This window comes from Staphylococcus sp. FSL W8-1270 (assembly GCF_038007165.1).
GTDB classification, from domain to species: Bacteria; Bacillota; Bacilli; order Staphylococcales; family Staphylococcaceae; genus Staphylococcus; species Staphylococcus hominis.
In genome coordinates, this window is record NZ_JBBOWQ010000001.1 from 699,945 (window position 1) to 723,976 (window position 24,032).

The 24,032-nt window shown below is 33.9% G+C and carries 40 protein-coding genes; all 40 read left to right on the plus strand.

Going from position 1 to position 24,032, the window contains the following annotated elements:
- The first annotated feature begins 11 nt into the window (after positions 1-11).
- The 40 genes from NSU06_RS03390 to NSU06_RS03585 all read left to right on the plus strand — a co-directional run bounded on the left by NSU06_RS03390 (position 12) and on the right by NSU06_RS03585 (position 24,031).
- Positions 12-782 (plus strand): ATP-binding protein, encoded by a 771-nt coding sequence (locus NSU06_RS03390; RefSeq protein WP_340779385.1) that lies wholly within the window; start codon positions 12-14, stop codon positions 780-782.
- Positions 776-940: a hypothetical protein gene (locus tag NSU06_RS03395; protein ID WP_340779387.1), complete on the plus strand. Its 165-nt coding sequence runs from the start codon at positions 776-778 to the stop codon at positions 938-940. Before NSU06_RS03390 ends, NSU06_RS03395 begins: the two co-directional genes overlap by 7 nt.
- Complete coding sequence (locus tag NSU06_RS03400) at positions 930-1,172, plus strand: hypothetical protein (RefSeq protein ID WP_340779388.1); 243 nt, start codon at positions 930-932, stop codon at positions 1,170-1,172. Before NSU06_RS03395 ends, NSU06_RS03400 begins: the two co-directional genes overlap by 11 nt.
- 10 nt (positions 1,173-1,182) lie before the next feature.
- Positions 1,183-1,599: a DUF1064 domain-containing protein gene (locus NSU06_RS03405; protein WP_100442486.1), complete on the plus strand. Its 417-nt coding sequence runs from the start codon at positions 1,183-1,185 to the stop codon at positions 1,597-1,599.
- On the plus strand, positions 1,586-2,005 hold the full coding sequence (locus NSU06_RS03410; RefSeq protein WP_340779391.1) for a hypothetical protein: 420 nt from the start codon (positions 1,586-1,588) through the stop codon (positions 2,003-2,005). The genes NSU06_RS03405 and NSU06_RS03410 overlap by 14 nt, the downstream gene beginning before the upstream one ends.
- The gene (locus tag NSU06_RS03415; protein WP_340779394.1) at positions 2,005-2,178 is read left to right on the plus strand and encodes a hypothetical protein; all 174 of its coding nucleotides are present in this window, start codon (positions 2,005-2,007) and stop codon (positions 2,176-2,178) included. Before NSU06_RS03410 ends, NSU06_RS03415 begins: the two co-directional genes overlap by 1 nt.
- Positions 2,179-2,182: 4 nt before the next feature.
- Positions 2,183-2,374, plus strand: a complete 192-nt coding sequence (locus NSU06_RS03420) for a hypothetical protein (RefSeq protein WP_048680239.1) — start codon at positions 2,183-2,185, stop codon at positions 2,372-2,374.
- Complete coding sequence (locus tag NSU06_RS03425) at positions 2,367-2,603, plus strand: hypothetical protein (RefSeq protein WP_340779398.1); 237 nt, start codon at positions 2,367-2,369, stop codon at positions 2,601-2,603. Before NSU06_RS03420 ends, NSU06_RS03425 begins: the two co-directional genes overlap by 8 nt.
- 4 nt (positions 2,604-2,607) lie before the next feature.
- The gene (locus NSU06_RS03430; protein WP_053021993.1) at positions 2,608-2,802 is read left to right on the plus strand and encodes a hypothetical protein; all 195 of its coding nucleotides are present in this window, start codon (positions 2,608-2,610) and stop codon (positions 2,800-2,802) included.
- 3 nt (positions 2,803-2,805) lie between these two features.
- Positions 2,806-3,261, plus strand: a complete 456-nt coding sequence (locus NSU06_RS03435) for a DUF3310 domain-containing protein (RefSeq protein WP_048680236.1) — start codon at positions 2,806-2,808, stop codon at positions 3,259-3,261.
- Positions 3,258-3,722: a nucleoside 2-deoxyribosyltransferase gene (locus NSU06_RS03440; protein WP_340779402.1), complete on the plus strand. Its 465-nt coding sequence runs from the start codon at positions 3,258-3,260 to the stop codon at positions 3,720-3,722. Before NSU06_RS03435 ends, NSU06_RS03440 begins: the two co-directional genes overlap by 4 nt.
- Positions 3,719-3,904 carry a hypothetical protein gene (locus NSU06_RS03445; protein ID WP_340779404.1) on the plus strand — a complete coding sequence of 62 codons (186 nt, stop codon included), beginning with the start codon at positions 3,719-3,721 and terminating at the stop codon, positions 3,902-3,904. The genes NSU06_RS03440 and NSU06_RS03445 overlap by 4 nt, the downstream gene beginning before the upstream one ends.
- Positions 3,892-4,245 carry a thermonuclease family protein gene (locus NSU06_RS03450; RefSeq protein WP_340779406.1) on the plus strand — a complete coding sequence of 118 codons (354 nt, stop codon included), beginning with the start codon at positions 3,892-3,894 and terminating at the stop codon, positions 4,243-4,245. The genes NSU06_RS03445 and NSU06_RS03450 overlap by 13 nt, the downstream gene beginning before the upstream one ends.
- A gap of 2 nt (positions 4,246-4,247) precedes the next feature.
- The gene (locus tag NSU06_RS03455) at positions 4,248-4,532 is read left to right on the plus strand and encodes a hypothetical protein (RefSeq protein WP_340779408.1); all 285 of its coding nucleotides are present in this window, start codon (positions 4,248-4,250) and stop codon (positions 4,530-4,532) included.
- A complete protein-coding gene (locus tag NSU06_RS03460; RefSeq protein WP_340779411.1) occupies positions 4,525-4,779 on the plus strand; it encodes a hypothetical protein in 255 nt (84 codons plus the stop codon). Before NSU06_RS03455 ends, NSU06_RS03460 begins: the two co-directional genes overlap by 8 nt.
- Positions 4,760-5,182, plus strand: coding sequence for a dUTP diphosphatase (gene dut, locus NSU06_RS03465; protein WP_049379163.1), 423 nt, complete (start codon positions 4,760-4,762; stop codon positions 5,180-5,182). Before NSU06_RS03460 ends, dut begins: the two co-directional genes overlap by 20 nt.
- 55 nt (positions 5,183-5,237) lie before the next feature.
- Positions 5,238-5,657, plus strand: coding sequence for a hypothetical protein (locus tag NSU06_RS03470; protein WP_340779414.1), 420 nt, complete (start codon positions 5,238-5,240; stop codon positions 5,655-5,657).
- A gap of 102 nt (positions 5,658-5,759) precedes the next feature.
- Positions 5,760-5,963 carry a hypothetical protein gene (locus tag NSU06_RS03475; protein ID WP_002500231.1) on the plus strand — a complete coding sequence of 68 codons (204 nt, stop codon included), beginning with the start codon at positions 5,760-5,762 and terminating at the stop codon, positions 5,961-5,963.
- 12 nt (positions 5,964-5,975) lie between these two features.
- A complete protein-coding gene (gene rinB / locus NSU06_RS03480) occupies positions 5,976-6,158 on the plus strand; it encodes a transcriptional activator RinB (RefSeq protein WP_340779417.1) in 183 nt (60 codons plus the stop codon).
- On the plus strand, positions 6,158-6,580 hold the full coding sequence (locus NSU06_RS03485) for a hypothetical protein (protein WP_048680212.1): 423 nt from the start codon (positions 6,158-6,160) through the stop codon (positions 6,578-6,580). Before rinB ends, NSU06_RS03485 begins: the two co-directional genes overlap by 1 nt.
- Before the next feature lie 4 nt (positions 6,581-6,584).
- On the plus strand, positions 6,585-6,773 hold the full coding sequence (locus tag NSU06_RS03490) for a DUF1514 family protein (protein WP_340779419.1): 189 nt from the start codon (positions 6,585-6,587) through the stop codon (positions 6,771-6,773).
- Positions 6,774-6,786: 13 nt separating this feature from the next.
- On the plus strand, positions 6,787-7,008 hold the full coding sequence (locus NSU06_RS03495; RefSeq protein WP_048680209.1) for a helix-turn-helix domain-containing protein: 222 nt from the start codon (positions 6,787-6,789) through the stop codon (positions 7,006-7,008).
- Between the two features lie 13 nt (positions 7,009-7,021).
- Positions 7,022-7,456: a hypothetical protein gene (locus NSU06_RS03500; RefSeq protein ID WP_053022129.1), complete on the plus strand. Its 435-nt coding sequence runs from the start codon at positions 7,022-7,024 to the stop codon at positions 7,454-7,456.
- 123 nt (positions 7,457-7,579) lie between these two features.
- On the plus strand, positions 7,580-7,906 hold the full coding sequence (locus NSU06_RS03505; protein ID WP_053022130.1) for an HNH endonuclease: 327 nt from the start codon (positions 7,580-7,582) through the stop codon (positions 7,904-7,906).
- A gap of 224 nt (positions 7,907-8,130) precedes the next feature.
- Positions 8,131-8,412 carry a hypothetical protein gene (locus tag NSU06_RS03510; protein WP_316611136.1) on the plus strand — a complete coding sequence of 94 codons (282 nt, stop codon included), beginning with the start codon at positions 8,131-8,133 and terminating at the stop codon, positions 8,410-8,412.
- Complete coding sequence (locus NSU06_RS03515) at positions 8,409-10,070, plus strand: terminase TerL endonuclease subunit (protein ID WP_340779428.1); 1,662 nt, start codon at positions 8,409-8,411, stop codon at positions 10,068-10,070. The genes NSU06_RS03510 and NSU06_RS03515 overlap by 4 nt, the downstream gene beginning before the upstream one ends.
- 19 nt (positions 10,071-10,089) lie before the next feature.
- Complete coding sequence (locus tag NSU06_RS03520) at positions 10,090-11,235, plus strand: phage portal protein (RefSeq protein WP_340779430.1); 1,146 nt, start codon at positions 10,090-10,092, stop codon at positions 11,233-11,235.
- Positions 11,228-12,094, plus strand: a complete 867-nt coding sequence (locus NSU06_RS03525; RefSeq protein WP_340779432.1) for a head maturation protease, ClpP-related — start codon at positions 11,228-11,230, stop codon at positions 12,092-12,094. Before NSU06_RS03520 ends, NSU06_RS03525 begins: the two co-directional genes overlap by 8 nt.
- Positions 12,095-12,155: 61 nt before the next feature.
- Positions 12,156-13,334 carry a phage major capsid protein gene (locus NSU06_RS03530; protein WP_049420324.1) on the plus strand — a complete coding sequence of 393 codons (1,179 nt, stop codon included), beginning with the start codon at positions 12,156-12,158 and terminating at the stop codon, positions 13,332-13,334.
- A 17-nt stretch (positions 13,335-13,351) separates the two neighbouring features.
- On the plus strand, positions 13,352-13,648 hold the full coding sequence (locus NSU06_RS03535) for a hypothetical protein (RefSeq protein ID WP_049420323.1): 297 nt from the start codon (positions 13,352-13,354) through the stop codon (positions 13,646-13,648).
- The gene (locus tag NSU06_RS03540; protein ID WP_017175423.1) at positions 13,638-14,009 is read left to right on the plus strand and encodes a head-tail adaptor protein; all 372 of its coding nucleotides are present in this window, start codon (positions 13,638-13,640) and stop codon (positions 14,007-14,009) included. Before NSU06_RS03535 ends, NSU06_RS03540 begins: the two co-directional genes overlap by 11 nt.
- A complete protein-coding gene (locus NSU06_RS03545; RefSeq protein WP_049420322.1) occupies positions 13,999-14,421 on the plus strand; it encodes an HK97 gp10 family phage protein in 423 nt (140 codons plus the stop codon). Before NSU06_RS03540 ends, NSU06_RS03545 begins: the two co-directional genes overlap by 11 nt.
- Positions 14,418-14,834 (plus strand): hypothetical protein, encoded by a 417-nt coding sequence (locus tag NSU06_RS03550; protein ID WP_340779439.1) that lies wholly within the window; start codon positions 14,418-14,420, stop codon positions 14,832-14,834. Before NSU06_RS03545 ends, NSU06_RS03550 begins: the two co-directional genes overlap by 4 nt.
- Complete coding sequence (locus NSU06_RS03555; protein WP_037540965.1) at positions 14,827-15,441, plus strand: major tail protein; 615 nt, start codon at positions 14,827-14,829, stop codon at positions 15,439-15,441. Before NSU06_RS03550 ends, NSU06_RS03555 begins: the two co-directional genes overlap by 8 nt.
- Positions 15,442-15,454: 13 nt before the next feature.
- Complete coding sequence (locus tag NSU06_RS03560) at positions 15,455-15,622, plus strand: hypothetical protein (RefSeq protein WP_017175427.1); 168 nt, start codon at positions 15,455-15,457, stop codon at positions 15,620-15,622.
- A gap of 63 nt (positions 15,623-15,685) precedes the next feature.
- Positions 15,686-16,048, plus strand: a complete 363-nt coding sequence (gpG, locus tag NSU06_RS03565) for a phage tail assembly chaperone G (protein ID WP_011276043.1) — start codon at positions 15,686-15,688, stop codon at positions 16,046-16,048.
- A 47-nt stretch (positions 16,049-16,095) separates the two neighbouring features.
- Positions 16,096-16,251 (plus strand): phage tail assembly chaperone GT, encoded by a 156-nt coding sequence (gpGT, locus tag NSU06_RS03570; RefSeq protein WP_017175428.1) that lies wholly within the window; start codon positions 16,096-16,098, stop codon positions 16,249-16,251.
- A gap of 60 nt (positions 16,252-16,311) precedes the next feature.
- Positions 16,312-18,390, plus strand: a complete 2,079-nt coding sequence (locus NSU06_RS03575; RefSeq protein WP_340779442.1) for a phage tail tape measure protein — start codon at positions 16,312-16,314, stop codon at positions 18,388-18,390.
- 268 nt (positions 18,391-18,658) lie between these two features.
- On the plus strand, positions 18,659-22,540 hold the full coding sequence (locus NSU06_RS03580; RefSeq protein WP_340779444.1) for a phage tail tape measure protein: 3,882 nt from the start codon (positions 18,659-18,661) through the stop codon (positions 22,538-22,540).
- Complete coding sequence (locus tag NSU06_RS03585; RefSeq protein ID WP_340779447.1) at positions 22,541-24,031, plus strand: phage distal tail protein; 1,491 nt, start codon at positions 22,541-22,543, stop codon at positions 24,029-24,031.
- Position 24,032: the final 1 nt, after the last annotated feature.

A 24,032-nucleotide genomic window follows, 5' to 3' on the forward strand; every position in this document is an offset into this window, starting at 1 on the left:
AGTGATAAGTAATGCAATCATTAGGAAGTTTAGCAAGAAATATCAAGCCTAATCGAAACATTGTAGAAGAAGAACATAACCTTAAATGTGAAAGATGTGGTAACACCTACGACTATTACAAATTCAGTAATGGACAAGAGTTCAGACATGGTTGTGATTGCTCAATGATTGCTGCTGGTAAAGAAGCTGAGCAACAGAGAAAGCAGAAGTATCTCAATCGTATCTTTAACCAATCTAATGTGAACGCATCTTTACGTGATGCAACTGTTAATAGTTACCAACCACAGAATGAACATCAAGTAAAAGCTAAAAATACAGCGATTGAGTACGTTAAAACATTTTCCCTAGATGAACCTAAGTCATTAATACTACAAGGCTCATATGGTACTGGAAAAAGCCACCTAGCGTATGCCATAGCAAAGGCAATTAAGCAACAAGGGTATTCGGTAGCATTCATGCACATTCCAATGTTAATGGAACGCATTAAAGCAACATACAATCGTAATGCTACTGAAACGACAGATGAACTTGTACAGCTACTAAGCAACATAGATTTACTTGTACTTGATGATGTAGGTGTAGAAAACACTGAACACACATTAAATAAACTATTTTCAATTGTAGATAACAGAGTAGGTAAGAACAATATCTTTACTACTAACTTTAGTGACAAAGAATTAAATCAAAACATGAACTGGCAACGGATCAATTCACGTATGAAACAAAATGCAAGAACGGTTCGAGTGCTGGGAGATGATTTCAGAGGACGTGACGCATGGTGACGGTAGACAACATTAAGCAAATACTTGAGTGTAACGATATATATGCTCAGAAAATGGTTGATTGGTCAAATGGTGATGAAGAAGCATTAATTTTCCTTATGAATTGTAAATTGGAAGAACGTCGAATTAGAGAGTCTGTGGTTGAATATGGGACTTAGAGAAAATCAACCTAACGCCTACGACCTGTTTGAAAGTGACGGTTGGAAAGTATTGAGAGTGCTACCTAGAGACGATGGCACTTTCTACTTAACCAACTTAGGTGGAATGGCAGATAAATATTTTAAACCATCTGTCACAAAAGAAGAACTAGCAGAGATGAAACGTAAGCATAAATTATTTAAGCGAGAAGAACTAAAGCAACAAACAACAATAGATGATTTCTTATTCTAGGAGTGACAACGTGAGTAAATACAATGCCAAAAAAATTCAATATAAAGGTGTCGTGTTCGATAGCAAAGTCGAATGCGACTACTACCAATATTTAGAACGTAACTTAGGTAATGGATATGATCGTATCGAGTTGCAACCTAGATATGAGTTAATACCTAAATTCGATAAGCAACGTAAAACGGAATATATCGCAGACTTTGCACTATTCAAAGATGATGTGCTAGTCGAAGTGATAGATGTAAAAGGAATGCCAACAGAAGTAGCGAAGTTGAAAGCGAAAATGTTTAGACATAAATATCCAAAAATCAAACTTACATGGATATGCAAAGCACCTAAATATACAGGGCTTGAGTGGATAACATATGAAGAACTAATTAAAGTACGCAGGAAGCGTAAGAAGGAGAAGATGAAGAATGGTAAAGATTAAACGAAAAGTAAAAATGACATTACCAGAATTAATTGAGTGGGGATTTAAACAAAAGGAATTGCTGCCATTTTTTTATGGAAGTAGAGAAGGGTCATTTGTGCAATTCACACCTGATGGTTGGGTGAATATTACTGGAATAGAATCGACAGACACTTTCACAGTAGAAGTTGAAGAAGAACTTACTGAAAATACAGTTTTACCATCAGTGGTAGTAGTTAGAACTCAATATTTTCCTAACAACGGACATTCAGTCAATGTAGCTAAAATCAATTCTAAGTCTATAAAACAAGTCATTGAGAACCAACCTAATAATTCTAAGTTTGAATATCATTCAATTTATTTGATGGAAAGTGAAAGAATAGGACAACTCATCTGGAAAGATGGCGAATTGGTAGGTGATGAGTAATGGCAACAGTCAAAGCTGAAGTAGTTATCAGAGGCACGATTGAATTACCAGCAACTAAAGAAACTGACGAAGAAATGGATAGAGTAGTCGAACAAGCGAAGAAAAGTCCAGAAAAAATTTTCGATGATATCGACATTAAAGATGTAGATTTTCGTTATGAGCATTGGAAGTGATCGTATGAGAAACGTTGTAAAAGTACATGGTAAGAAACGTTACCTCATGGTAATTCAAGGCAAAATGCACTACATTCCTTTAGATAAACTCGAGTATGCACTTGAACACGGTATTACAAAAGGAGCAATCAGAAACAGATTGAATTATGGTTGGACGATAGAAAGAGCAGTTACGGAGGGGATAATTGATGATTAACGAAAACAGACTAGCAGAGAAAGAACAACATGGAGCATTGTCAGAACAAGAATATAAAACGTTAATGGAGTTAAGAGCAGCACACGAAAGAGCATTGAAACGTAAAAGACGTGAGCAACGTATCGCAAGAGCAAGACGTTCAGAAGAATTAGTCGCTAAACACAGAGTGAGTAGTAAGTGGTTTAGATACTTAGCAGAGAACGATATATTTCCAAAGGTAAGGGGATAAGCGAATGGTAGAAAACGTTACAATCGAACAATTAGAAGTTGGAGATAATATTTGGTTTAGACGACCAGAAAGTTATTCAACAACAGGGATAGTCAGAGAATTACATTTTAACGGTGGTAAACCTTATGCAGTTGTAGAAGTAGGAAAACACACTTTTAATATTAGTAATCATTATGAAATTGCAAAAGTGGAGGAATAGAGAATGATAATTAGTGAATTAATGAGAAATGATGTAATCAGAATATATACTCGCGATAAACTTCGTAGTTTTTTAGCGATTGTTGATGAATCTGGTGCAACTAATCAAAAGTATGGAATTTACTTTTGGGCAAAAGTTGAAACAGAAGCAGGCAGAAAAATTGAGATAGATGATACTTGGGACTTCGTGAAAGTGAACGAGCCTTTCACTCGTAAGATTAATTTAAATCAGAAAGAACAAGACAGTAATATACCCAATCATTATAAAGGTAGTGAAAATATAGATGTTATTGACTTCTTATATCAACAATTACCATTTGAACAATTCAAAGGCTTTATGAAAGGTAACATGATTAAATATCCAGTTCGTGCAGGTCGAAAAGATGATGAACTAGCAGATATAAAAAAAGCTAGAGATTATGCAGATAGATTGATTGAAAAAATGGAGGCCGAACAATGATCTATTTAGGTGGTGACATGCTAAGTATAGGACAACAAATGCGTCGTGAGTGGGAGAAACAAGAATTACAGCGATTAGGCTTTAAAGTCTATGCACCACACGACGATAAGGATATCAACGATAAAGCGAATGCTAACCAAGATAAACTAGCAGAACGTATTGTGTTCAATGACACGTTAGGCATGGAAACAAGCGATGTCATGATATTTGATTACTTACCACATGCACAGGGAACAATTTGCGAAATGGGTTACGCACAGCATCTTAAAAAAGCAAGTAAGAAGAATATTAAGATTTTTGTCCAATGTACTGACATTAGACAAGGCACAGGACATATTTCAGATGAGCAGGATAGAGCAGAGTTCAGTATCAATCAATATGTGTATGGCGTGATTATGGATGTCACTGACGGTAGAGGTATTCAAACGTTTGATGAGATATGCGAGGAGTTAATCTCATGATACTTAGCAACACAATTAACCAACGCTATCGCTATGCTACACAAGGCAAGACACCTACACAAATACAGCGGAGGTTACGTGAGTTAGATGTCAAAGGCTTTGTGGTTAGGGTAGCAGGAAGTAGAGTGACGATGAAAGTTAGTGAGTGTGACATAAAAAGGAACAGGGAGTGTTTACGATAGACATCAACAATCTCTACACCTACAAAGCAACATGCACCAATGTTGTGGACGGGGATACGATAGATATATTACTCGATTATGGCTTTGATACCTACGCTAAACGTCGTGTACGTTTGCTAGGTGTCGATACGCCAGAAAGAGGACAGGATAAGTTTAAAGAGGCAACAGCGTTCACTAGAGAATGTGTAGAACATAAAGATATCTACGTTCAGACGTACAAGAGCGATGTGTTTGGTAGGTATCTTGCAAATGTATGGTACGAGGACGGGACACGTAGTTTGAATGATGATCTAAGGGACTCAGGGCTATTGAAAGAGAAATCGAAATGGAATGAGGGATAGGAATGGCAGAAGTTAAGTTATCTATAGAAGAATATCACAATGTTGTTAAGAGTTTGTACACTTTAATAGAAAAACTCTATGAGATGACAAAGAAATGTAATGATTATAAAAAACAACGTGATGAACTTATCAGTGATATGGCAGAAGTGAAAAGGAAGGCAGAAGCGTTTGATGAGATAAAAGAGTTGGTTAGTTGGTTTGAAGAAAATGACCGCTATGAGTTCGAGGGGCAAGTAGGAAAAATAATAAAAATCATTAAAGATTTGGAGTGTGGTAGTGATGAGTGAAGAAACTATATACCTAGATGAAAATGACTTACTCAGCTTATTGAATGGTGGTAGTTTTCATACATTGGTCGGCGAACAAAAAGTAGTTATTAAGCAGTCGCCACTTAAACCACCAGTAGCACCTGCGTTGAATTACAGATATCAAATAGTTGATACAAAAGCAGAAAGTGAACGTTTTTCAAGAATGATACAACATTCAATTAATTCAAATATTGGAGGAACAATAAATGACAATTTTACCAATTAAAAAACTAAGTGAGAAAGCAATTTTACCAACAAGAGCAAATCCAACAGATAGTGGATTAGATTTATATGTAGCAGAAGATACAACAATTTTAGCGCACAGTACAAAAGTAGTACCAACACACATTGCGATTGATTTAGCGTATGGATATGAAGCGCAAGTGAGACCACGTTCAGGTAAATCAAAAGATACAAAATTACGTGTAGCGTTAGGTACAATCGATCACACTTATAACAAAGAAATTGGAATTATCACAGATAATATCGGTGATGAGGCAATCGTAGTTAAAGCAGGCACACGCTTAGCGCAGTTGGTTGTTACACCAGTGATGTTACCAGAGCCAACGGAGGTACAAGAGTTTGATGAAGTGTCGGAAAGAGGAGCGTATGGAAGCACAGGAGAGTAAGGATATAGTAGCAGAGATTAAAAGAATACTTCGCAAAGAGTAAGGAGTAGAGAATATGTTAAAGAATACATTAAAAGTTACATTCATGGATAATGAATTTAAAAATTTCCATAATATCGAAAAAATAGACCTAAATTTTAACAGTGATGTATATCGGCTAATTCGTAGAGATAATAGAAAAATTTATTTATCAAAAAATGAAATTTATTCTTTTGTCGCTGGTGTGAATGTAGAAGTAGATACATTTAATTATGAAAGAGGTGTGAAAAAATTGAAAAACTTCGAACAACCGACAATAAAAATATTAAAAAGATTATTTGACGGAAAAGATGAAACTAATATTCATATATCTCATCTGAACCTAGTAGATTATGAAGTTATTGAAATGATAACTAATTATAAACTTTCAGAAACTCATACAAGAAACCGACATTTTAGAGATGTAGTGACTTTGAAGTTTAAAAAGAAAGAGTAAAGAGGTGCTGGGGAAGTGAAACAATTCCTAATCAGAGAATTCACAGATAGCACAGGGGAATAAAGAAGATATTTATCAACGTGTAAAGGAAGTGCTTAGAAGATGAAATATAATACTGAACAAATACGAGAAGAAATAAGAAAATATTTTGATGGTAACGAAGAAGTAAAGAGGAAAATGGAAGATAATTATATTCATCATTCAAAAAAAATCAATGCAATTTACAACATGGTGCCACCTGATGAAGAAGAAGCTAGAAAAGAATATCGAGATACAATGGCAAGAATGAAAGATGAATTTTTATAGGAGTGAATAAGTGTGACTATAAAATTAATTAAATTCATTTATTTAGCTAGTATGCTTGCACTTGGAATGTATTTAACGAAAAAAGCAATTGTCATTTTAGAAAGCGAAGATGATATTGATACTGCACCGAATGATTATGCATTAGAAACGGATCAATTTGATTTAAACAGAATTAAAGTAGAGGTGAGTGAGTAGTGTTCGAAAGAATAAAACAACCAATAATGTTTGCTAAACAAAAAGAAAAATGGGTTGCAGTTTTAGACGAACCTGAAAACAGAAAGTTATTTGAAGAAAAGTATTCGAACAATAACGGTGAATGGGAAATTTTCTATAAACCTCATGACGAGTTTTATAAAAGTTTAAAAATAGAAATAGAAAAAGAGAAAAAAGAAGTACAAGCAACAAGGGAAAAAGAAATCAAAAATCCAGATATAAATGAAGATATTAAACGTATAAACAGTAAAGAAAGTTTGGTTGATTATTTACTAAAAGAATACTATAACAGTTCCAAAATAATCATAGATGAGTTTTCAACTGATGCCGAAATATCAGAAACAAAACTCAAAGCTAATTATAATGAGTTATTAAAACTTAAAGATAAATATATTGGAGGTTAAAGATATGTGGACAGCATTAACCATTATACTCGGCATATTGCTACTCATTGCGATAGGTAACAACACAGTCTTACGTCAGGAGTTAGACGCACAGAGATATACGAATGTGTATCTGTTTACTAAGTACGTGAGAGATTGCGATATTGAAGATGTGGAGTTTGAAATAGAAAGAGCAAAGAAACAGTTTAAGTAATGGAGGTAATGTAATGACATTCGGAGAAAATCTAAAAGCGATTAGAAAAAGAATGAAACTTACTCAACAAGAGATGGCAGATAGAATGGATATAAGCCAATCATATTTGTCAGATATGGAGAATAGTAGAAAGTGTCTGAATGTGAATACTGCATTACTAACTGCTAAGAGATTAGGAATATCTGTGAATGAATTAGTTAACGATGATATAGACGTAACTGAATATAATAACTAATGGAGGTAATCACTTGTACACACGAGATGAAGTAAAAGGAATGATTAATGATTATAAGTGGATGCGTAATATTATAGAGTCGCAAGTCTATGACGCAGACAGTACATCTATTGCGCAATATGGTATCGAGTCTGTAATGCCTAAAGCCAAAGGTGGTACAGGTGATAAGGTATTAGTTAAAGTACTTAATAGGAATAGAGAGTACCGACGTAATGTAAAGATACTTAATAAGATAGAGTTCATTGATAAGTATGAAGAATATATAACAGATGATAGGAACTATCACATATTACAAATGCTTAAACTAAACATGCAACACAAGACTATCAAAGACTTAATGGAAATCAATAGTGACTCTAAGTTCTATGCATGTATCAACGAGATAGTTAATGTGTACATGGATGCACAACAAGGACACTACGATAAAGAGAAGACATCGAAGAGATAGAAGACATCGAAGGTAATGTGCATTAATGATATATATAACTTTATAATATAGCTATACGAATTGAATAAATACTCGAAGGCACATCACATAGGTGGTGTGTCTTTTTGTTTGGAGTTAATGAAGATGAGTAAAGCATATGCAGACTATATAGAACAACGTACAAAGAATAAAGGTTTCTACTCTAATGCGAAGTGGCGTAAGACAAGACTAAAGGTATTAGCACGCGATCATTTTGAATGTGTCATGTGTAATGCAGAAGGTAGATTGACAATTAATCAGAAACAATCTCTAGAAGTTGACCATATTAAAGAGTTAGAAATAAGACCAGATTTAGCATATGAACTTTCTAATCTAAGAACACTGTGTAAATTCCATCACAACAAACGTCATGGAAGATTTGAACATAATCCAAACAGTCGTAAAAACAAATTCAATGATGAACAATGGTAAATCCCCCCGTCTGAATAAATCGCTTGATGAAAGGCTTCGCGGAAACCGGCGCTTGGGTCAACTCCGCAGATTTATTCATCAAAAAGATACGTAAGGGGGTTAGACATTTCGAAAAAATAAAAAAATGAGCAAAGGGGGGGAGGGGCTTGAAAAAGGATGAATACCTCAAAGATAAATTAACACCTAGTCAAATTGAACGAATTAACGCTTCCGAAGATTACTTAATGGAGCAGATAGATGCAGACAATGATATAGAAGTTGAAAAAGTTGAACGCTACGCCAACTTACTTAGATTATTTTACGCGTTAGATGTTTATATCGAACAGTCTGGGCCAATTACAGTAGTGAAAAACGCTTCACAAGAGTATATCAAACCTAATCCAGCTATCGCAGAAAAGAATAAAGTAAATGGATCGTTGCTAGCACTTGAGAAATCATTCCATTTAGAAAGAAAAGCCGAAGAAAGACGCAGACAAGAACAAGCGAAAGGACCTGATTTAACATGAAGATACCCGAACATGTTACAGACTATATAAAAAAATATAAATCAGGCAACGTTATCTTTAACAAAGAGCGCATTAGACTTGTATCTTTTTTAGAAGATAATATCTTACAACGTGATGACCTTTATTTTGACGATCAAAAAATAGAAGATTACATCAAATTTAGTGAGAAATGGTTTTTTAAACTACAAGACTTCCAAAAATTCATTTCATGTTTTGTGTTCTTATATGAAAAAGATACTAAAACACCTTACTTTTCAGAGTTTTTTATTTCAATGGCTCGTGGTGGTGGCAAGAATGGTTATATCAGCACGTTAGCAGCGTTCTTTATGACACCATTACACGGTATCCCTAAATATAATATGTCAGTAGTAGCTAATAGTGAGAAACAGGCTCTAGTAAGTTTTAGAGAAATTTATGAAATGATAGAAAGTAACAACTTATATATTACAGGAGAACGACCTAATAACCCTTTTTATTTAAGTAAGGTGTATGTGGAAGGAACAAGCACCAAATCACAATTCTTATTTGATACTTCTAATGAGAAAACAAAAGATGGCGCTCGTGAAGGTTGTATTTTCTTTGATGAAGTACATGCTTATGAAAAAGATACAATTATTAACATTAAACGAAGTGGACTAGGTAAAGTAGCACATCCTCGCACTTTCTACATAGGCACAGATGGGTATGTAAGAGAAGGTTTTTTAGATAGATTAAAAGAAAGAGCAGACAATGTTTTAAAAGGTATTAATCCAGAAGATAGATTATTCCCTTTTATTTGCAAAATTGATGATAAAGAAGAAATAGATAAACCGGAACTTTGGGAAAAGGCGAATCCAATGTTTGAAAATCCTAAAAGTGAATATGGCGCTCAATTATTTAAAGAAGTGCATCAACAGTATTTAGGACTTCAATTTAATCCATCTAATCGACCGGAATTTATGACTAAACGAATGAATATGCCTGAAACCGATACTCAAAGTGTTGTAGCACCGTGGGATGACATAATGGCTACAAATCGACCTATACCTCCACTTGAAAATAATGAATGTATTGGTGGACTTGACTATGCAAGTTTAAAAGACTTTGCAGCAGTCGGTTTATTGTTTAGATCTGGTGATGATTATATTTGGAAAACTCATTCATTCGCTAGAAAAGAATTCCTTGATAAATACAAATTAAAGCCACCTATTCATGAATGGGAGAAAAAAGGCTTGCTTACTATTGTAGATGAGCCAACGATAAATCCTAAACATATCATTGATTGGTTTATTGAAGCGCAAAAGAATTACGGATTACAAAAAGTTGTAGCAGATAACTTCCGAATGGACTTGCTTAGACCTCTATTTGAGGATGCAGGTATCGAATATGAAGTAATTAAAAATACACGCGCTATTCAGTCCTTACTTGCACCAAGAGTTGAAGATATGTTTGCACAACATCATATCATCTTTGGTGATAACCCTTTAATGCGTTGGTACACGCAAAACGTTGCCGTCAAAATACGCAAAGACGGCAATAAAGAGTACGAAAAGAAAGAGCCAATAAGACGTAAAACTGACGGTTTCCAAGCTTTTATACATGCATTGTATAGAGCAGATGATTTAAAAGATTCTAATTTGGAAGAAGAAATCAATCTGTTAAGAAGCTTGAGATTTTAAAGAAAGGAGGAAGTAAGCTATGGGACTGTTCGATAAGTTATTCCGAAAGAATAAAGAGATTTCATGGATGTATGACTTAGAGCTTTTACAAGATACAAGTTCTAAAGCCTATATCAAAAGAATGGCTTTAAATGTAGTCGTTGAGTATGTAGCGAGAACAATTGCTCATTCTGAATTTAGAGTAAAAGAAAGCGATCATGTTATTAAAGATGATATATATTATCTATTGAACATTCGACCTAATCCTAATCAAAACTCTACACAGTTTTGGCAGAAATTCATTTATAAACTTCTTGTTGATAATGAAGCGTTAATCATTAAATCAGATGATGATTATCTGTATGTGGCAGATGAATTTGAACATGAAACAGAATTAGGACTATTACCACATCGTTTTAATTCGGTTATGGTGAATGATTATAAATATAATCGCTACTTTTCAATGGATGATGTGATTTATTTAGAATATGCCAATGAAAAACTAGATAAATTCTCGTTAGGACTATTTGAAGATTATGGTGAAGTATTTGGCCGTATGTTAAATATGCAACTCAAGAAAAATCAAATACGAGGTATTTTGAACGTTGGAACAACTAAGTTAGATGTTAAAGGAATTCAAGATTATATCGATATGATTTTTAATACTTTTGAGAAGAATCAAGTTGCGATTGTACCTTTAACTGAAGGTTTAAATTACGAAGAACATTCAACGAATAACTCTAGTGCGAATGGCTCAGATTTTAAAGAATTACGACAAGCAATAGAAGATATTCTCATCTATATTGCACGTATCATAGGTGTATCACCTTCTCTTATATTAGGGGAAAATGCAGACCTAGAAAAAGCGATTGAAGCAACTAATAAGTTCTGTTTTAAACCATTAACCAAGAAATTAGAGTGTGAGTTAAATGCTAAGCTATTCTTCAAAGATGAGTACTTAAAAGAAAACAAACGTATTGAAATTGTCGGTATAGATAAGAAAAACCCAATCGAATTAGCAGAAGCGATTGATAAGCTACGTTCTTCTGGTACTTATACTGGTAATCAAATTCGTGTCATGCTTGGCGATGAACCAGGAGATGATGAACACCTAGATGAATACGTATTAACTAAAAACTATGAATCAGTTTCATCAACAGAAGGGGGTGAGACTGATAATGAGTAATCCGATTGTGAGAAATGTCACGCCAGTTTTTAGAAACGAAACTAAGAATAACAAGCACATTTTAACATTGTCAGGCACTATTGCTAACTTATCTTTTCTTGACGACACTATCAGCGCTAAAGCTGTGAAAGATTCGCTTGATAATGTTAAAGAAGATATTGTTATTCGTTTAAATTCTGGCGGTGGTGATGTGTTTGAAGGGATAGAAATTTATAATTACTTAAAGTCCTTATCGAATCACATTACAGTTGAAGTCACTGCATTAGCTGCAAGTGCTGCATCATTAGTTGCAATGGCAGGAGATAAGATTATCATCCGAACAGGTGCAAATATGATGGTACACGAGGCTTCTACAATGGCTTTTGGTAATAAATCAGACATTCAGAAAACATTGAATGCTTTAACTGCAATTGATACATCTATTGTTGATATATATCACGATAGAACAGGTTTAGATCGTGATGAGATTGATAATCTGATCGCTAATGAAACGTGGTTAACTGCAGATGAAGCAATCAATAAAGGTTTTGCAGATGAGAAATCATCTCGTAAATCTGTTGAGAAGCAGAAAGAAGGTGTAGAAAACTTGAAAGACTCTAAGTATGTAGCAAGACTTAAAGAGCAAAGAAGCATTCTTAATGCAATGATTAATGAAGCAGAAGAAGGAACTCCAAATGAACCTTCGAGTGATGAGTCAAATGAACAACGTATTGCAGATTTAGAAAATGAAGTTAAAAACATTAAGTCACACCTAGATAAATTAGAAAAAGGCGATGACGAAGGTAATGAAGGCGAAGGCCAAGGCGGAGGCACTAATCCACCGCCAAAAGAAAATAAATTTTCAAGATTCGCATTTTAAGTAGCTATTAACAATTGATGTTAATAGTTATTTTTTATGCATAAATTTAAGGAGGAATATTATGGCTATTAAAGTCGGAGAAAAATTAAAGAACTATCAAGACCATAAAGCGCATTTTGCTGAATTAGTTCGCAATGGTGCAAGTGATGAAGAGCAATCAAAAGCATTTGGAGAAATGTTTGATGCATTATCAAATGATTTACAAGAAGAAATTTCAGCAGAAGTGAATAATCGTGTAGTAGATAACGGTATCTTAGCAAAACGCTCACAAGATCCATTAACTTCAGAAGAACGTAAATTCTTTAATGAAATTAATACAGAAGTTGGTTATAAAGAAGAAAAATTATTACCTGAAACAGTCATTGAACGTGTGTTTGATGATTTACAATCAGAACATCCATTACTTTCAAAAATCAACATTCAAAACGCAGGTTTAGTAACACGTATCATTAAAGCAGAACCAACTGGTCAAGCAGTTTGGGGTAAAATCTTTGGTGAAATCAAAGGTCAATTAGATGCAGCGTTTGATGAAGAAGAATTCAAACAATCTAAATTAACTTGTTTCGTAGTTATCCCTGATGATTTAAAAATGTTTGGGCCTAACTGGGTAGAACGTTTTGTTCGTACTCAAATTGAAGAAGCTATTTCAGTTGCTTTAGAAGCTGCTTTCTTAACTGGTGAAGGTGCATCTAAAGACCAACCAGTAGGTTTAATGAAAGATATTCAAGAAAACGGCGGTGTAGTTGATAAAACTTCTTCTGGTACTTTAACTTTTGCTGATGCAGATACAACTGTGAATGAATTAAAAGATGTATTAAAAGGCTTATCTGTTAAAGAAAACGGTAAAGAGGTAAACATTGACGGTAAAGTTGTATTAGTAGTTAATCCACAAGACTCATGGGATGTACAAGCACGTTACACTTATTTAACTGCTAACGGTGGTTTTGTAACTGTATTACCTTATAACGTACAAATCGTATCATCTGAATTTGTTCCAACAAATAAATTAGTTGCTTTTGTAACTGATCGTTATGACGCAGTACGTGGTGGTGGTTTAACAGTTAAGAAATTTAACGAAACGTTAGCTTTAGAAGATTGTATCTTATACACTGCTAAAACGTTTGCTTATGGTCAACCAGCTGACAATAATGCATCACGCGTGTATAACTTAGAATTATCTACTGCAGTTCGTACTTCAACTCCTGCAGGTGGAACTACAGATAGTACTGCACAAGCCTAAGAAAGTAGTTGATACTAATGCCAAGCGTTAAGATATCAGATGAAATTTTAGATGAATTTAAAGAATACACTAAGATTTCTCATGATACGGAAGATGAACACTTATTACGTGTTTTAAATATGTCTTATGAGAACTTAGAAACACGTTTTGGCGTATTTGATATTAATAGTAATTTAAACGGTAAAAACTTAGTTTTTGCACGCGCTCGATACGATTATGAAGATTTATTAGAGTTCTTTAACGACAATTATCAAGATGATTTGTTACACTTTGGCTTTTTGACATTAAGAGAGCGTGATGCAAATGAAAAGTAAATTTAAAAAACCGTTTATTACAACAAAAAAGTTAAATACGCGTGTTCATTTTTATGAATATCAAGAGAATGAAGGTCCAGAAGCAGGTGTAAAACGTAAAAGAGTTTTATATCATTGTTGGGCATATGTTCCACAATGGAAAATGACTGAATTACAACAAGCAATTGCAAATGGTACAGAACATGATGTGAAGATATTTATACGTGAAACTCACGGACAATATATACCAAATGAAAAGCATTACGTTGCAATAGATTCGCCATATATTCATCAAGATTTGAATATTAAATTAGTACAACCCGATGTAGAGAACGAACAATTTTTAATGTTAACTGCAGGGGTGGTATCTAATGGCGAGTAATAATTTTAGTGGTATTCGTGCAGAAGGTTTAAATCAATTACAAAAAGATTTGGAAAAGAGATTCAGTCGACAAAGAATGAACAAAATCATAGATAAGGCGTTGATTAAGGCGGGCAACATTGTATTAGACGCTATCAAAAGTAATATACGTTACTTTAGAGATACTGGCGCAGAATATGAAGAAGCTAAGTTATCAGCGCCTTATTGGGACAAAGGCGTTCGTTCAGTACGTGTATATTGGGAAGGACCACATCACAGATATTCTATTGTCCATTTAAACGAGAAAGGCTTTCACGCTAGAAATGGTAAGTTTATTCGGCCTAAAGGTTTCGGGGCGATAGACAAAGCTTTACGTACAGCTGAGAAAGAGTTTTATAAAACGGTCCAGAAAGAAGTGGAGAAATTACTATGATTGATATATTAAATAAAATATACAGCGTCCTAAAAGATGACGAAAAACTAATGAAAATACTAGATATCAAGAATGTAAAGTTCAATGACTATCCTGACGTTAAAGACATCACAAAGCCTTATGTCGTATTAGATGATTTTGATGATCCTATTCCCGAAGTACATTATGACGGAGAACGTGCAGCATATAGTTATATTGTTCAAGTTGATGTATTTGTGAAAGCTAGTACAGATTACAATGCACGATTAAGAAGAAACGAAATATCACAACGTATTAGTGATTTGCTCTGGAAAGAATTGAAAGCGGGGCAAGTAAGTAATTTAGGAAATGAATATAACAAAGAGTTTGCTTTGTATCGCTCAACAAGACGATATGAAGCAATTTTTTATGAGGAGGAAAATTTAAATGGTTAAATATGCTAAAACGCCAAAATCATTTATTAACATTAAAGATTTAGGTTTCGCTTTATTAGAAACAGATGAATTAGACGGTACTATCAAATATTCAAACGTAACACAAACTCGTGGTTTACAAGAAATTTCAGTAGAAACTGGTGGAGAAATTGTTAATGCTTACGCTGACGGTTCAATCATTGAATCAGGTACTACTGATGGTGAAGGTAAAATTTCAATGACAATGCATGCTTTCCCACAAGAAATTCGTGAGTTAATCTTCAATGAGATTTATAACGAAACTGGAGTATATTCTGAAGAACGTGGTAAACAAAACAACTATGTAGCAGTATGGTTTAAACGTGAACGACGTGATGGATCTTATCAACAAGTTGGTTTAACTAAAGTTATGTTTGCTGATCCAAACTTAGAAGGTAAAACTGCCGAAGAAGATTGGGAGTTCAGTTCAGAAGAATCAGAAGGTACTGCAATGCACCGTATCGCTGACGGTAAACGTAAAATTTTATTCGATAGTTCTCGTGAAGGTGCTGATGTTGATTCATTCTTCCAAGAATTATTAAATGGTGCTTATGACAGTAAAACAGAAGTAGACACTGCTTCTGCATAAGGAGTGTTAATTCATGGTTCAATATAAAGTTTTAAAAGATGCTAACGACCTTAAAACTGGTAAGGAATACCGTAAAGATGAGGTTGTGGAAGAAAAGGTAAAAGTAGTCGACGACTTTGAAAAACGTTTGAAGAAAAAAGGTTATGAGTTACCATTCTTCGAACGTGTTGAAGATAAATAAATTAATCTTTAGGACTGCATTTAGCAGTCCTTTTATTTCGAAATAAAAAGGAGTTTTTTAGACATGTCAAACAAATTAAAACGTAACTACATTCGTTTAGTAGAAAACCCAGAAGCAGAAGAAATTAAACTTGAAACATACTTAACACCACATTTTATTCCATTAGATGTTTTATATGAATCAGTGGATATTATGGCTGAATTAGAGAAAGCAGAAAATGGAGAAGTTGAATTATCATTCAAAGAACAATTAGATAAATTAATTGATGTAGTAGTTAAAATTTATGGTAAACAATTTACTGCAAAAGATATTAGAAATCGTCTACATGCGCCTGACGCACTTGAAACGTTACAAAAACAAGTACAATTCATTGCTAATGGCCAACAAGACGAGGAAACAAAAAAGTTTATTCAGAGCATCAGCTAAACAAATTAAAAAAAGAAGATTTAACTTACAATGGCATGTTGAAGAATTTGGATAAAGTTGTAAAAGATATGGTGGAAAATGGTACACCAGCAAACCAAGTTCTTGAAATGCCATTTTATTATATACTTCAAATTTTAGATGAACGTCATCTAAATACTGTTGATACTGATGAAAAAGCCGATGCGCTATTCTCTGCATTGTAGCCTTAGTCATTGGTACTAAGGCTATTTTTTTATACCTAAATAAGGAAGGAGGGACAGTAAGTGGCTGAATCAAGATTTAAAGGTTTATCAATCTTAATGAATATGCGTGACGTTGGTATTGAACGTACAATGAAACAAATACGAGCGCAATTCAAAACATTAGATTCAGAAATGCGTAGATCTAATGCTAATTTCAAGCACTCAGAGAAAAACATGCAGTCTTATGCCACAAGAACGAAAGAATTAACTAAAGCGATTGATGTAACTGAAAACTCTATGAAAGATATTTCTAATCAGTTAAAGAAAATGACTTTAGAAGAACAACGTTCTAGTGTTGAAGCCGAAAAGTTACGTCAAGAATACAGTAAGCAACATAGAGCATTACAAATGTATCAACGACAATTGAATTCAACTGAACAAGAGATGAAACAATTCGGTACAACGACTAAACAAACAATTTTCTCAATGAAAAAGATTAATGACGTTCTAGGTACAATGAAACGTCAACTTAACATTGCAAATATGGCGTTTCAAAGTACAGAAAAATCTACAAGTAGTTATAAAAACTATTTAAATCAATTAAACACAGTTATTCAAAAACATCAAAATACAATTAGAGTATTAGAAGGTCGCTATCAAAAGGTTGCTAGAGAACAAGGTGTTATGAGTAAAGAAGCGTTAGAGTTAAAAGAGAAAATCTTACAGGAAAAAGCAACTTTAGGGCAACTAGACAATCAATATAAGAAAACGACTATGGAAGCTAAACGATTTGCTTTTGAACAAAAAACTTTAACTGCTTCGATGTCTGAAATTCGACAAAAAATGTCGCAGGTAGCACAATCTTTAATAATTAGTGCTAATAAATTTAAAATGAGTGGACAAACTGCTCAAGCATATAAAGCGCGCATTTCTGAATTAAACAATGGAATGAAACAACAGCAACTTATTGTTCAAAATTTATCTAGACAGTATGACTTTGCTAAAAAGCAATACGGTGCAACTAGCCAAGAAGCGCAACAGCTTAACGTAAAGTTATCTGAAGAACGTTTGAAATTAAAAGAGTTAAATACTCAATTAAATCAAACAACACAAGCACATAATCGTCTAGAAATGGAACAAAAACAAGGCATTTCTTCTATGACTCAAATTAGAGCGAAGATGTCACAGTTTAACGATACGTTATCTCTATCAAGAAGTAATCTTGCTCGTGCAGGAGAAAGTGTAAAAGCCTATGGTAATCATTTAAACACACTTAAAACTAACATGTCAGAGCAACGTGTAGTGTTAAGAGAATTAATCGCACAATACAACCATGTAGCCACTGCACAAGGACGCGACAGTCAAGAAGCTAGAGAATTATCTAGTGCTATCACTCAACAAAAAATCAAGATGAATGAACTTGAGAGTGAACTAGACCAAACAACACAAAGTTATAAGCAATTAGAAACAGAACAACGAAACGCGCAACGTTTAGCATCTAGTGGCTTTGGTAGAAGTATTCAAAGTGTTAATAAGTATAAAGATTCTATTAGAAATGTAGGCTCTACTATGAGAAGTGTAGGATCTACTTCAATGCTTTATATGACTATGCCAGCGGTTGCAGGTATGGGAACAGCTATTAAATCTTCTATTGATTGGGAACAAGCTTTAGCAGGTGTTGCTAAAACGACTAATATGAGTGGTAGCGAATTAAATAAAATGGGCAATGAGATTACTAAAATGAGTAATACAATGCCATTCGCTGCAACAGAAATAGCAGGAGTAGCAGAAGCAGCAGGACAATTAGGTATCAAAAAACAAGATATCACATCATTCACTAAAACAATGATGAATTTAGGTGTAGCTACAAACCTTACTGCTGATGAAGCTGCAACAGAATTTGCAAGATTTGCTAATGCTGCAAATATGCCAATCAAAGATGTAGATAGATTAGGTTCAACAGTTGTTGCTTTAGGTAATAGTACAGCCACAACCGAAAAAGAAATTGTTGAAATGGCACAACGTTTAGCTGGTGCAGGCGCACAAGCAGGTTTTAGTTCTGATGAAATTATGTCAGTTAGTGCAGCGATGTCATCAGTAGGAATCGAGGCAGAAGCCGGTGAACAATACCGCCGGACTACAAAGAAATTTGTAGCTTAAAAATGGGCAAAATCGGTAAAAACTAAAGGTAATTTGATAATGTGTCTTTTTATTATACCTATTATCCAAGTCAATACCGAGGTAAGTTAGAAATTAAAGATTTTTAACAACCGTAACGCATAGAGTGTGAAACTAATAATAGAATATAATCACTCCACGAGTGTCCATCTCCTAACATTTAGTTGAGGATGAAAATGTATGCTGAACTTATAGGAAACTATAAGAACTAAAGGATAAAAAGCCTTTAGGGTAACAAATGGGTACTGCCATGACACAGATTTGGAATAAGATGACAAAAGCTGTTGCCGAAGGTGGCGACACTTTAGATAGCTTCGCTAAAACTGCAGGCGTTAGTGGTAAAGAATTTGCACAAATTTGGGAGAATAACCCTAGTAAAGCATTATCAATGTTTGTTAAAGGGTTAGGCGACACTGAAGGTGGAGCAAAAGGTGTATTAAAAGCCTTAGATGATGTAGGTATCAAAGGGATAAGAGAAGCCGATACAATTAGACGTATGGCTAATAATCATCAAGTTCTAGATAAAGCGCTCAAAACAGGCTCAGAAGGTTGGAAAGAAAATAGTGCTTTGACTGATGAAGCTAACATCCGTTATGAAACAATGGGTAGTAAGTTGAAAATGTTAAAAAACACTTTCATCAACTTTGCTAGAACAATTGGAGATGCAGTTGCACCTATCGTTTCATTCTTAGCAGATAAGTTGACCGGACTATTCGAACACTTACAAGGGACAAGTAATGCTACTAAGATAGCAATCGCAGCATTCACTTTATTAGGTGCTGCCATACCTCCACTTATTGTTGTAACTGGTGTATTAGCACATAGTATCGTAGGTATCTCAGAAGCTATGACGTTACTTAATGCTACTAAAGGCGGGGCTAAGTTCTTTAGCCTATTTAATGGTGGTATTAAAGGTCTTTTACCTAATATCGGACAATTATTAACTAAGATACCTCTACTTGGAAGCGCATTTACTTTATTAACTGGTCCAGTAGGAATAGTCATAGGAGTAATTACTGCTTTAACTGCAGGTATCGTTTATCTATGGAAAACAAATGACACATTTCGTAATTTTGTAATAAATGCATGGAATTCGATCAAGAATACTGCGACTTCTGTATTTGGATTTTTAAAGGTTTTTATACCAGGTTCGTTTAAATTTATTAAAGATATGTCAATTAAATTTTTAGTATCTTTAAAAAATGGTTTTGTCACAATAGTAAAAAGTATAGTCAATGCAGGAAAAAGAAATTTCAATATTTTGAAGGCATTTTTATCTTTTTTATGGTCGTCTATAAAAAATAATACGCTAAAAACTTGGTTGTTAATCAAAGTTGGAGTATTGAATATCATTCGTGGTTTGACTAACGGGGCTAAGAAAATCATCGGTTCACTAAAGATTTTTATAACTAAAACCTTTAATTTAATTAAAACGATATCATTAAGAATTTGGCTATCTATAAAAAACGGTACGATTAACGCCATGCGTTCAATGTATAATGGTACCAAAAAAATAATTGCCAATTTGAAAAACTTTATGATTAGAAGTTGGCAATTTATCAAAAATAAAGTTGTTGCATTTGCTAAATCTCTAGCTAGCGGAGTAAAGAAAAACTTCAGTAATTTATACAATTTTTCTCGTAATATTTTTGGCAAGCTGAAAAATTTTGCTATAAATATTTGGAAAAACATACGAAACAAAGTCGTTTCTTACGCCAAATCTTTATATAGTGGCGTGAAAAGAATTTTTAGTAATTTATACAACTTTTCGAAAAATATTTTTGGGAAATTGAAAAATTTTTTATCAAATATTTGGAAGAGTATTAGAAATAACACTGTAAAATTTGCTAAGTCTTTATATAGTGGTGTAAGAAATACGTTTAGTAAATTATTTAATTTTACGCGTTCTATTTTTAGCAAATTAAGAAATTGGATGTCATCTACTTGGCGAAAAATCAGAAACTCAACTGTTGATTTTGCTCGTAGTTTATACAACGGAGTAAAACGAAGTTTTTCAAATTTATATAACGGAACAAGAAATATTTTTTCTAAAACGAAAAATTTCATGTCAAATACTTGGCGAAGTATCAAAAATAATACAGTGAATATGGCAAAAATTTTATGGAGTAGTGTTCGTAGAACGTTTAATAATATGTCTAGCGGACTCAAAAATATTATTGGGCGAATCAAGGGCCATATCACTGGTATGGTTGGCGCAGTTAAAAATGGATTAAATAAATTAATTGATGGTGTGAACTGGGTAGCTGGCAAATTAGATATGGATAAATTACCAAAAATCAAATTGTCTACAGGTACAGAAAGCACACATACCCAAAATTATGTAACTAATGGCAAGTTAAATCGAAACACATTAGCAACTGTAGGGGATAAAGGTCCAGGTAACGGTCCAGGTGGTTTTAGACACGAAACAGTCATTCCACCTAACGGTAAAGCTTTCATCACGCCAGCTACAGATACAACAATTCCACTTGCTAAAGGAACTCGTATCTTAAATGGCGCACAAACGCATACTATGTTGAGTAACAATATGGTCCCTAAATTCAGTATAGGTACTAAGTTAAAAGACTTTGCAATGAATACCTTTGATAGCGGTAAAAAAGCTATTAAAGGTGGTATAGATAAAGTAAAAGATGCTGGTGGTACTGTAAAAAATACAGTGAAAAATACTGCTGCAAAAGGAATAGCTAAAGGTATAGAAGTTACTGAAAAAGCAAAAGATGTTGGCAGTGCTGTAATTAAAGGTATAGGAGATGTGTTTGATTACATCGGTCATCCAGGTAAATTAGTAAACAAAATTTTCGAAAAAGTAGGATTTAATTTCGATTTTCTTAAAGGTGCTGAATTACCTTACATGTTAATGCAAGGTGCTTATAAAAAGCTTAAAAATGGTGTTAAATCTTTATTCGACGGTTGGCTAAACGATGCAGGCGGTGGAGATGGTTCGTCATTTACTGGCTATCATATTAATACAGGATATTATCCTAATGGTGGCGCGCCTGGCTATGGATTTGCTGGGGGACATCATTATGGTATTGACTTTGGTACTCCATATGGTACTACCATTAATTCTACAAATGATGGTAATTTAAAAGAAATTCACAACTTTGGTGGTGGACTTGTAGCGCGTCTTTTAACAGGTCAGTTCACTTTATTTTTCATGCATTTATCTAAAATTTTAAAACATGGAAAAGTAAAAGCGGGAGAACCTATTGCTAAAACTGGTAACAGTGGTAACTGGACTACTGGACCTCACTTACATTTCCAAGTCGAAAAAGGTCGCCACGATACAATTACAAACGCGAATACAGTTAATCCACTTAAATGGCTTAAAGGACATGCAAAAAGTGGTGGAAGCGCGCCTAAAGCAGGTATTAAATGGGCGCCTCAAATTAAACAAGCTTTACGTATGAACGGTTTACCAACGTCATCAGCATATGTTAATGCATGGGCTAGACAAATAGATAGTGAAAGTAGTGGTAATCCTAGAGCTGTACAAGGTGGATATGTCGATGCTAATACTGGTGGTAATGAAGCAAAAGGTCTAGTACAAGTTGCAAGAAATACATTTAATTCAATGAAGTTTCCTGGACATGGTAACGTATTTAATCCGTTAGACAACTTACTAGCCGGTATTCATTGGGCTAAGTATAAATACGGTAAAAATATGTTAAGTGTTATTGGACACGGACATGGTTACGCCACAGGCGGTTTAATCAAAAATGCAGGTTGGTACAACATTGCAGAAGGTGGTTATCCTGAGTGGATAATTCCAACTGATCCATCTAGACGCAATGATGCTATGAAGATGTTGGCACTTGCTGCACAAGATATTGATAAAAAAAGTAGTACAAGAGGTAATAAACGACCTAATTCGTTACCTAAACCAAATAGTGGTAATGATAATGATGTTTTACTTCAAATGTTACAAGCACAACAACAACAAATCGCTTTATTAACTCAAATTGTAACAAGTAATCAAACGATTGCTGATAAAGACTTTAGTCCAACGATTGATAAATACACACACGAACAACAAGTTTTTAATTCTATTGATAAATACAATAGACAAAAACAAAGAAAATCAAGATTTAAACCAGGGGAGGTCACATAATTGATTGATACTATAAAAGTTAATAATAAAACACTTCCATGGTTAGTAGTTGAAAGAGGGTTTAAAATACCCTCTTTTAATTTTGGTATTGAAACTGAAGAAGTATTAGGTAGAAGTGGAAGTGTAGTTAAACAAAGACAACTTAAAGAATATAAATTCGAACTTCCATTAATTATTAGAAATGATTATCTTTCATCAGGTGGCGTAAAAACGCATGATGAAGTGTTAAATGATTTAGTTAAGCTGTTTGATTATGACCATGCTGTACCTTTACAATTCAAATCACAAAAATGGTATTGGAACGCTTATTTTGAAGGGCCGATTGAGTTAGAAAAGTATAGCAAAACTTTTTGGCAGTTCAGTATTAATGTTGTTCTAGCTGATCCATATAAATACGCAGTAGAAGGTACTAAAAACACAGCTATTTCAGACCAAGTATCAGTAGTAAGTACAGGAACAGCCGACAGTCCTATCATTGTACAAGCAACAGCATTAAAGAATGCGAGTTATTTCTCTATCACGAAGAATGATGAAGATTATTTCATGATAGGTGATGATGATTTAGATAAAAAGGTTGAAGATTATACACCAACTTTATTTAATGATGAGATGCGTTCTTTCTTCGGTTGGACTAAAGTCACTAACGGTACTATTAACGACAACGTTACTGGGGGAACAGTTGGTGGTTCTATGGCAATGAGTTCTTCAAAAGACGCTTTTATGCTTGATGAAAGTAGTATTACAGGTACGAGTGGATGGAATGGTGCAGAATATAAGCACTCATTTGGTAAAAGCACTCAAGATTTTAGTTCAACAGTTAAAATACATGTTAATCAAGGTAAAAAAGGTGCAACACATGCGACACAGTATATATATGACACAGATAACCGTGTGATTGCTTCTATTGGTTATAGCAACCCTAGAGCAACGCAAAACATTGGAACAATCTATGTAACGCTATTCGACCAAAACGGTAATCAAAAGAAGATATACAGTTATACAAACGCACCTAAGTTTTACACATGGAAACATATAGTAATTTATATGCGTTTAAAACGTATTGGAGATAAGTTTTATATAAAAACATGGAAATATGATGAAGTAGAATATCCTAAGCGAATTACTCCAGTAGATGTGACCGAAAAAGTATTTGTGGATGCAGGAAACTTCTATCAACGACCTATATCGGCAGTGAGTATCTACATTGCTAAAAATGGTAGTAACTATCATATGCCTACAACAATTTTAGGTAGTTATAATCATGAGATTTTACCTAAACCACCTAAAGCAAGAGATTTGATCATTAAAAAAGGTGACTTAATTAATATCAATATGGAAGAAAAAACAGTAACGATTAACGAAGAACCTGCACTTGATTTAAAAACATTCGGTAGTGACTTTTTCAACATAAATAAAGGTATGAATGAATGTATGATTTATCCTGAAAACACATATGACACGACAGTATATTGGCAAGATAGATTTTTATAGA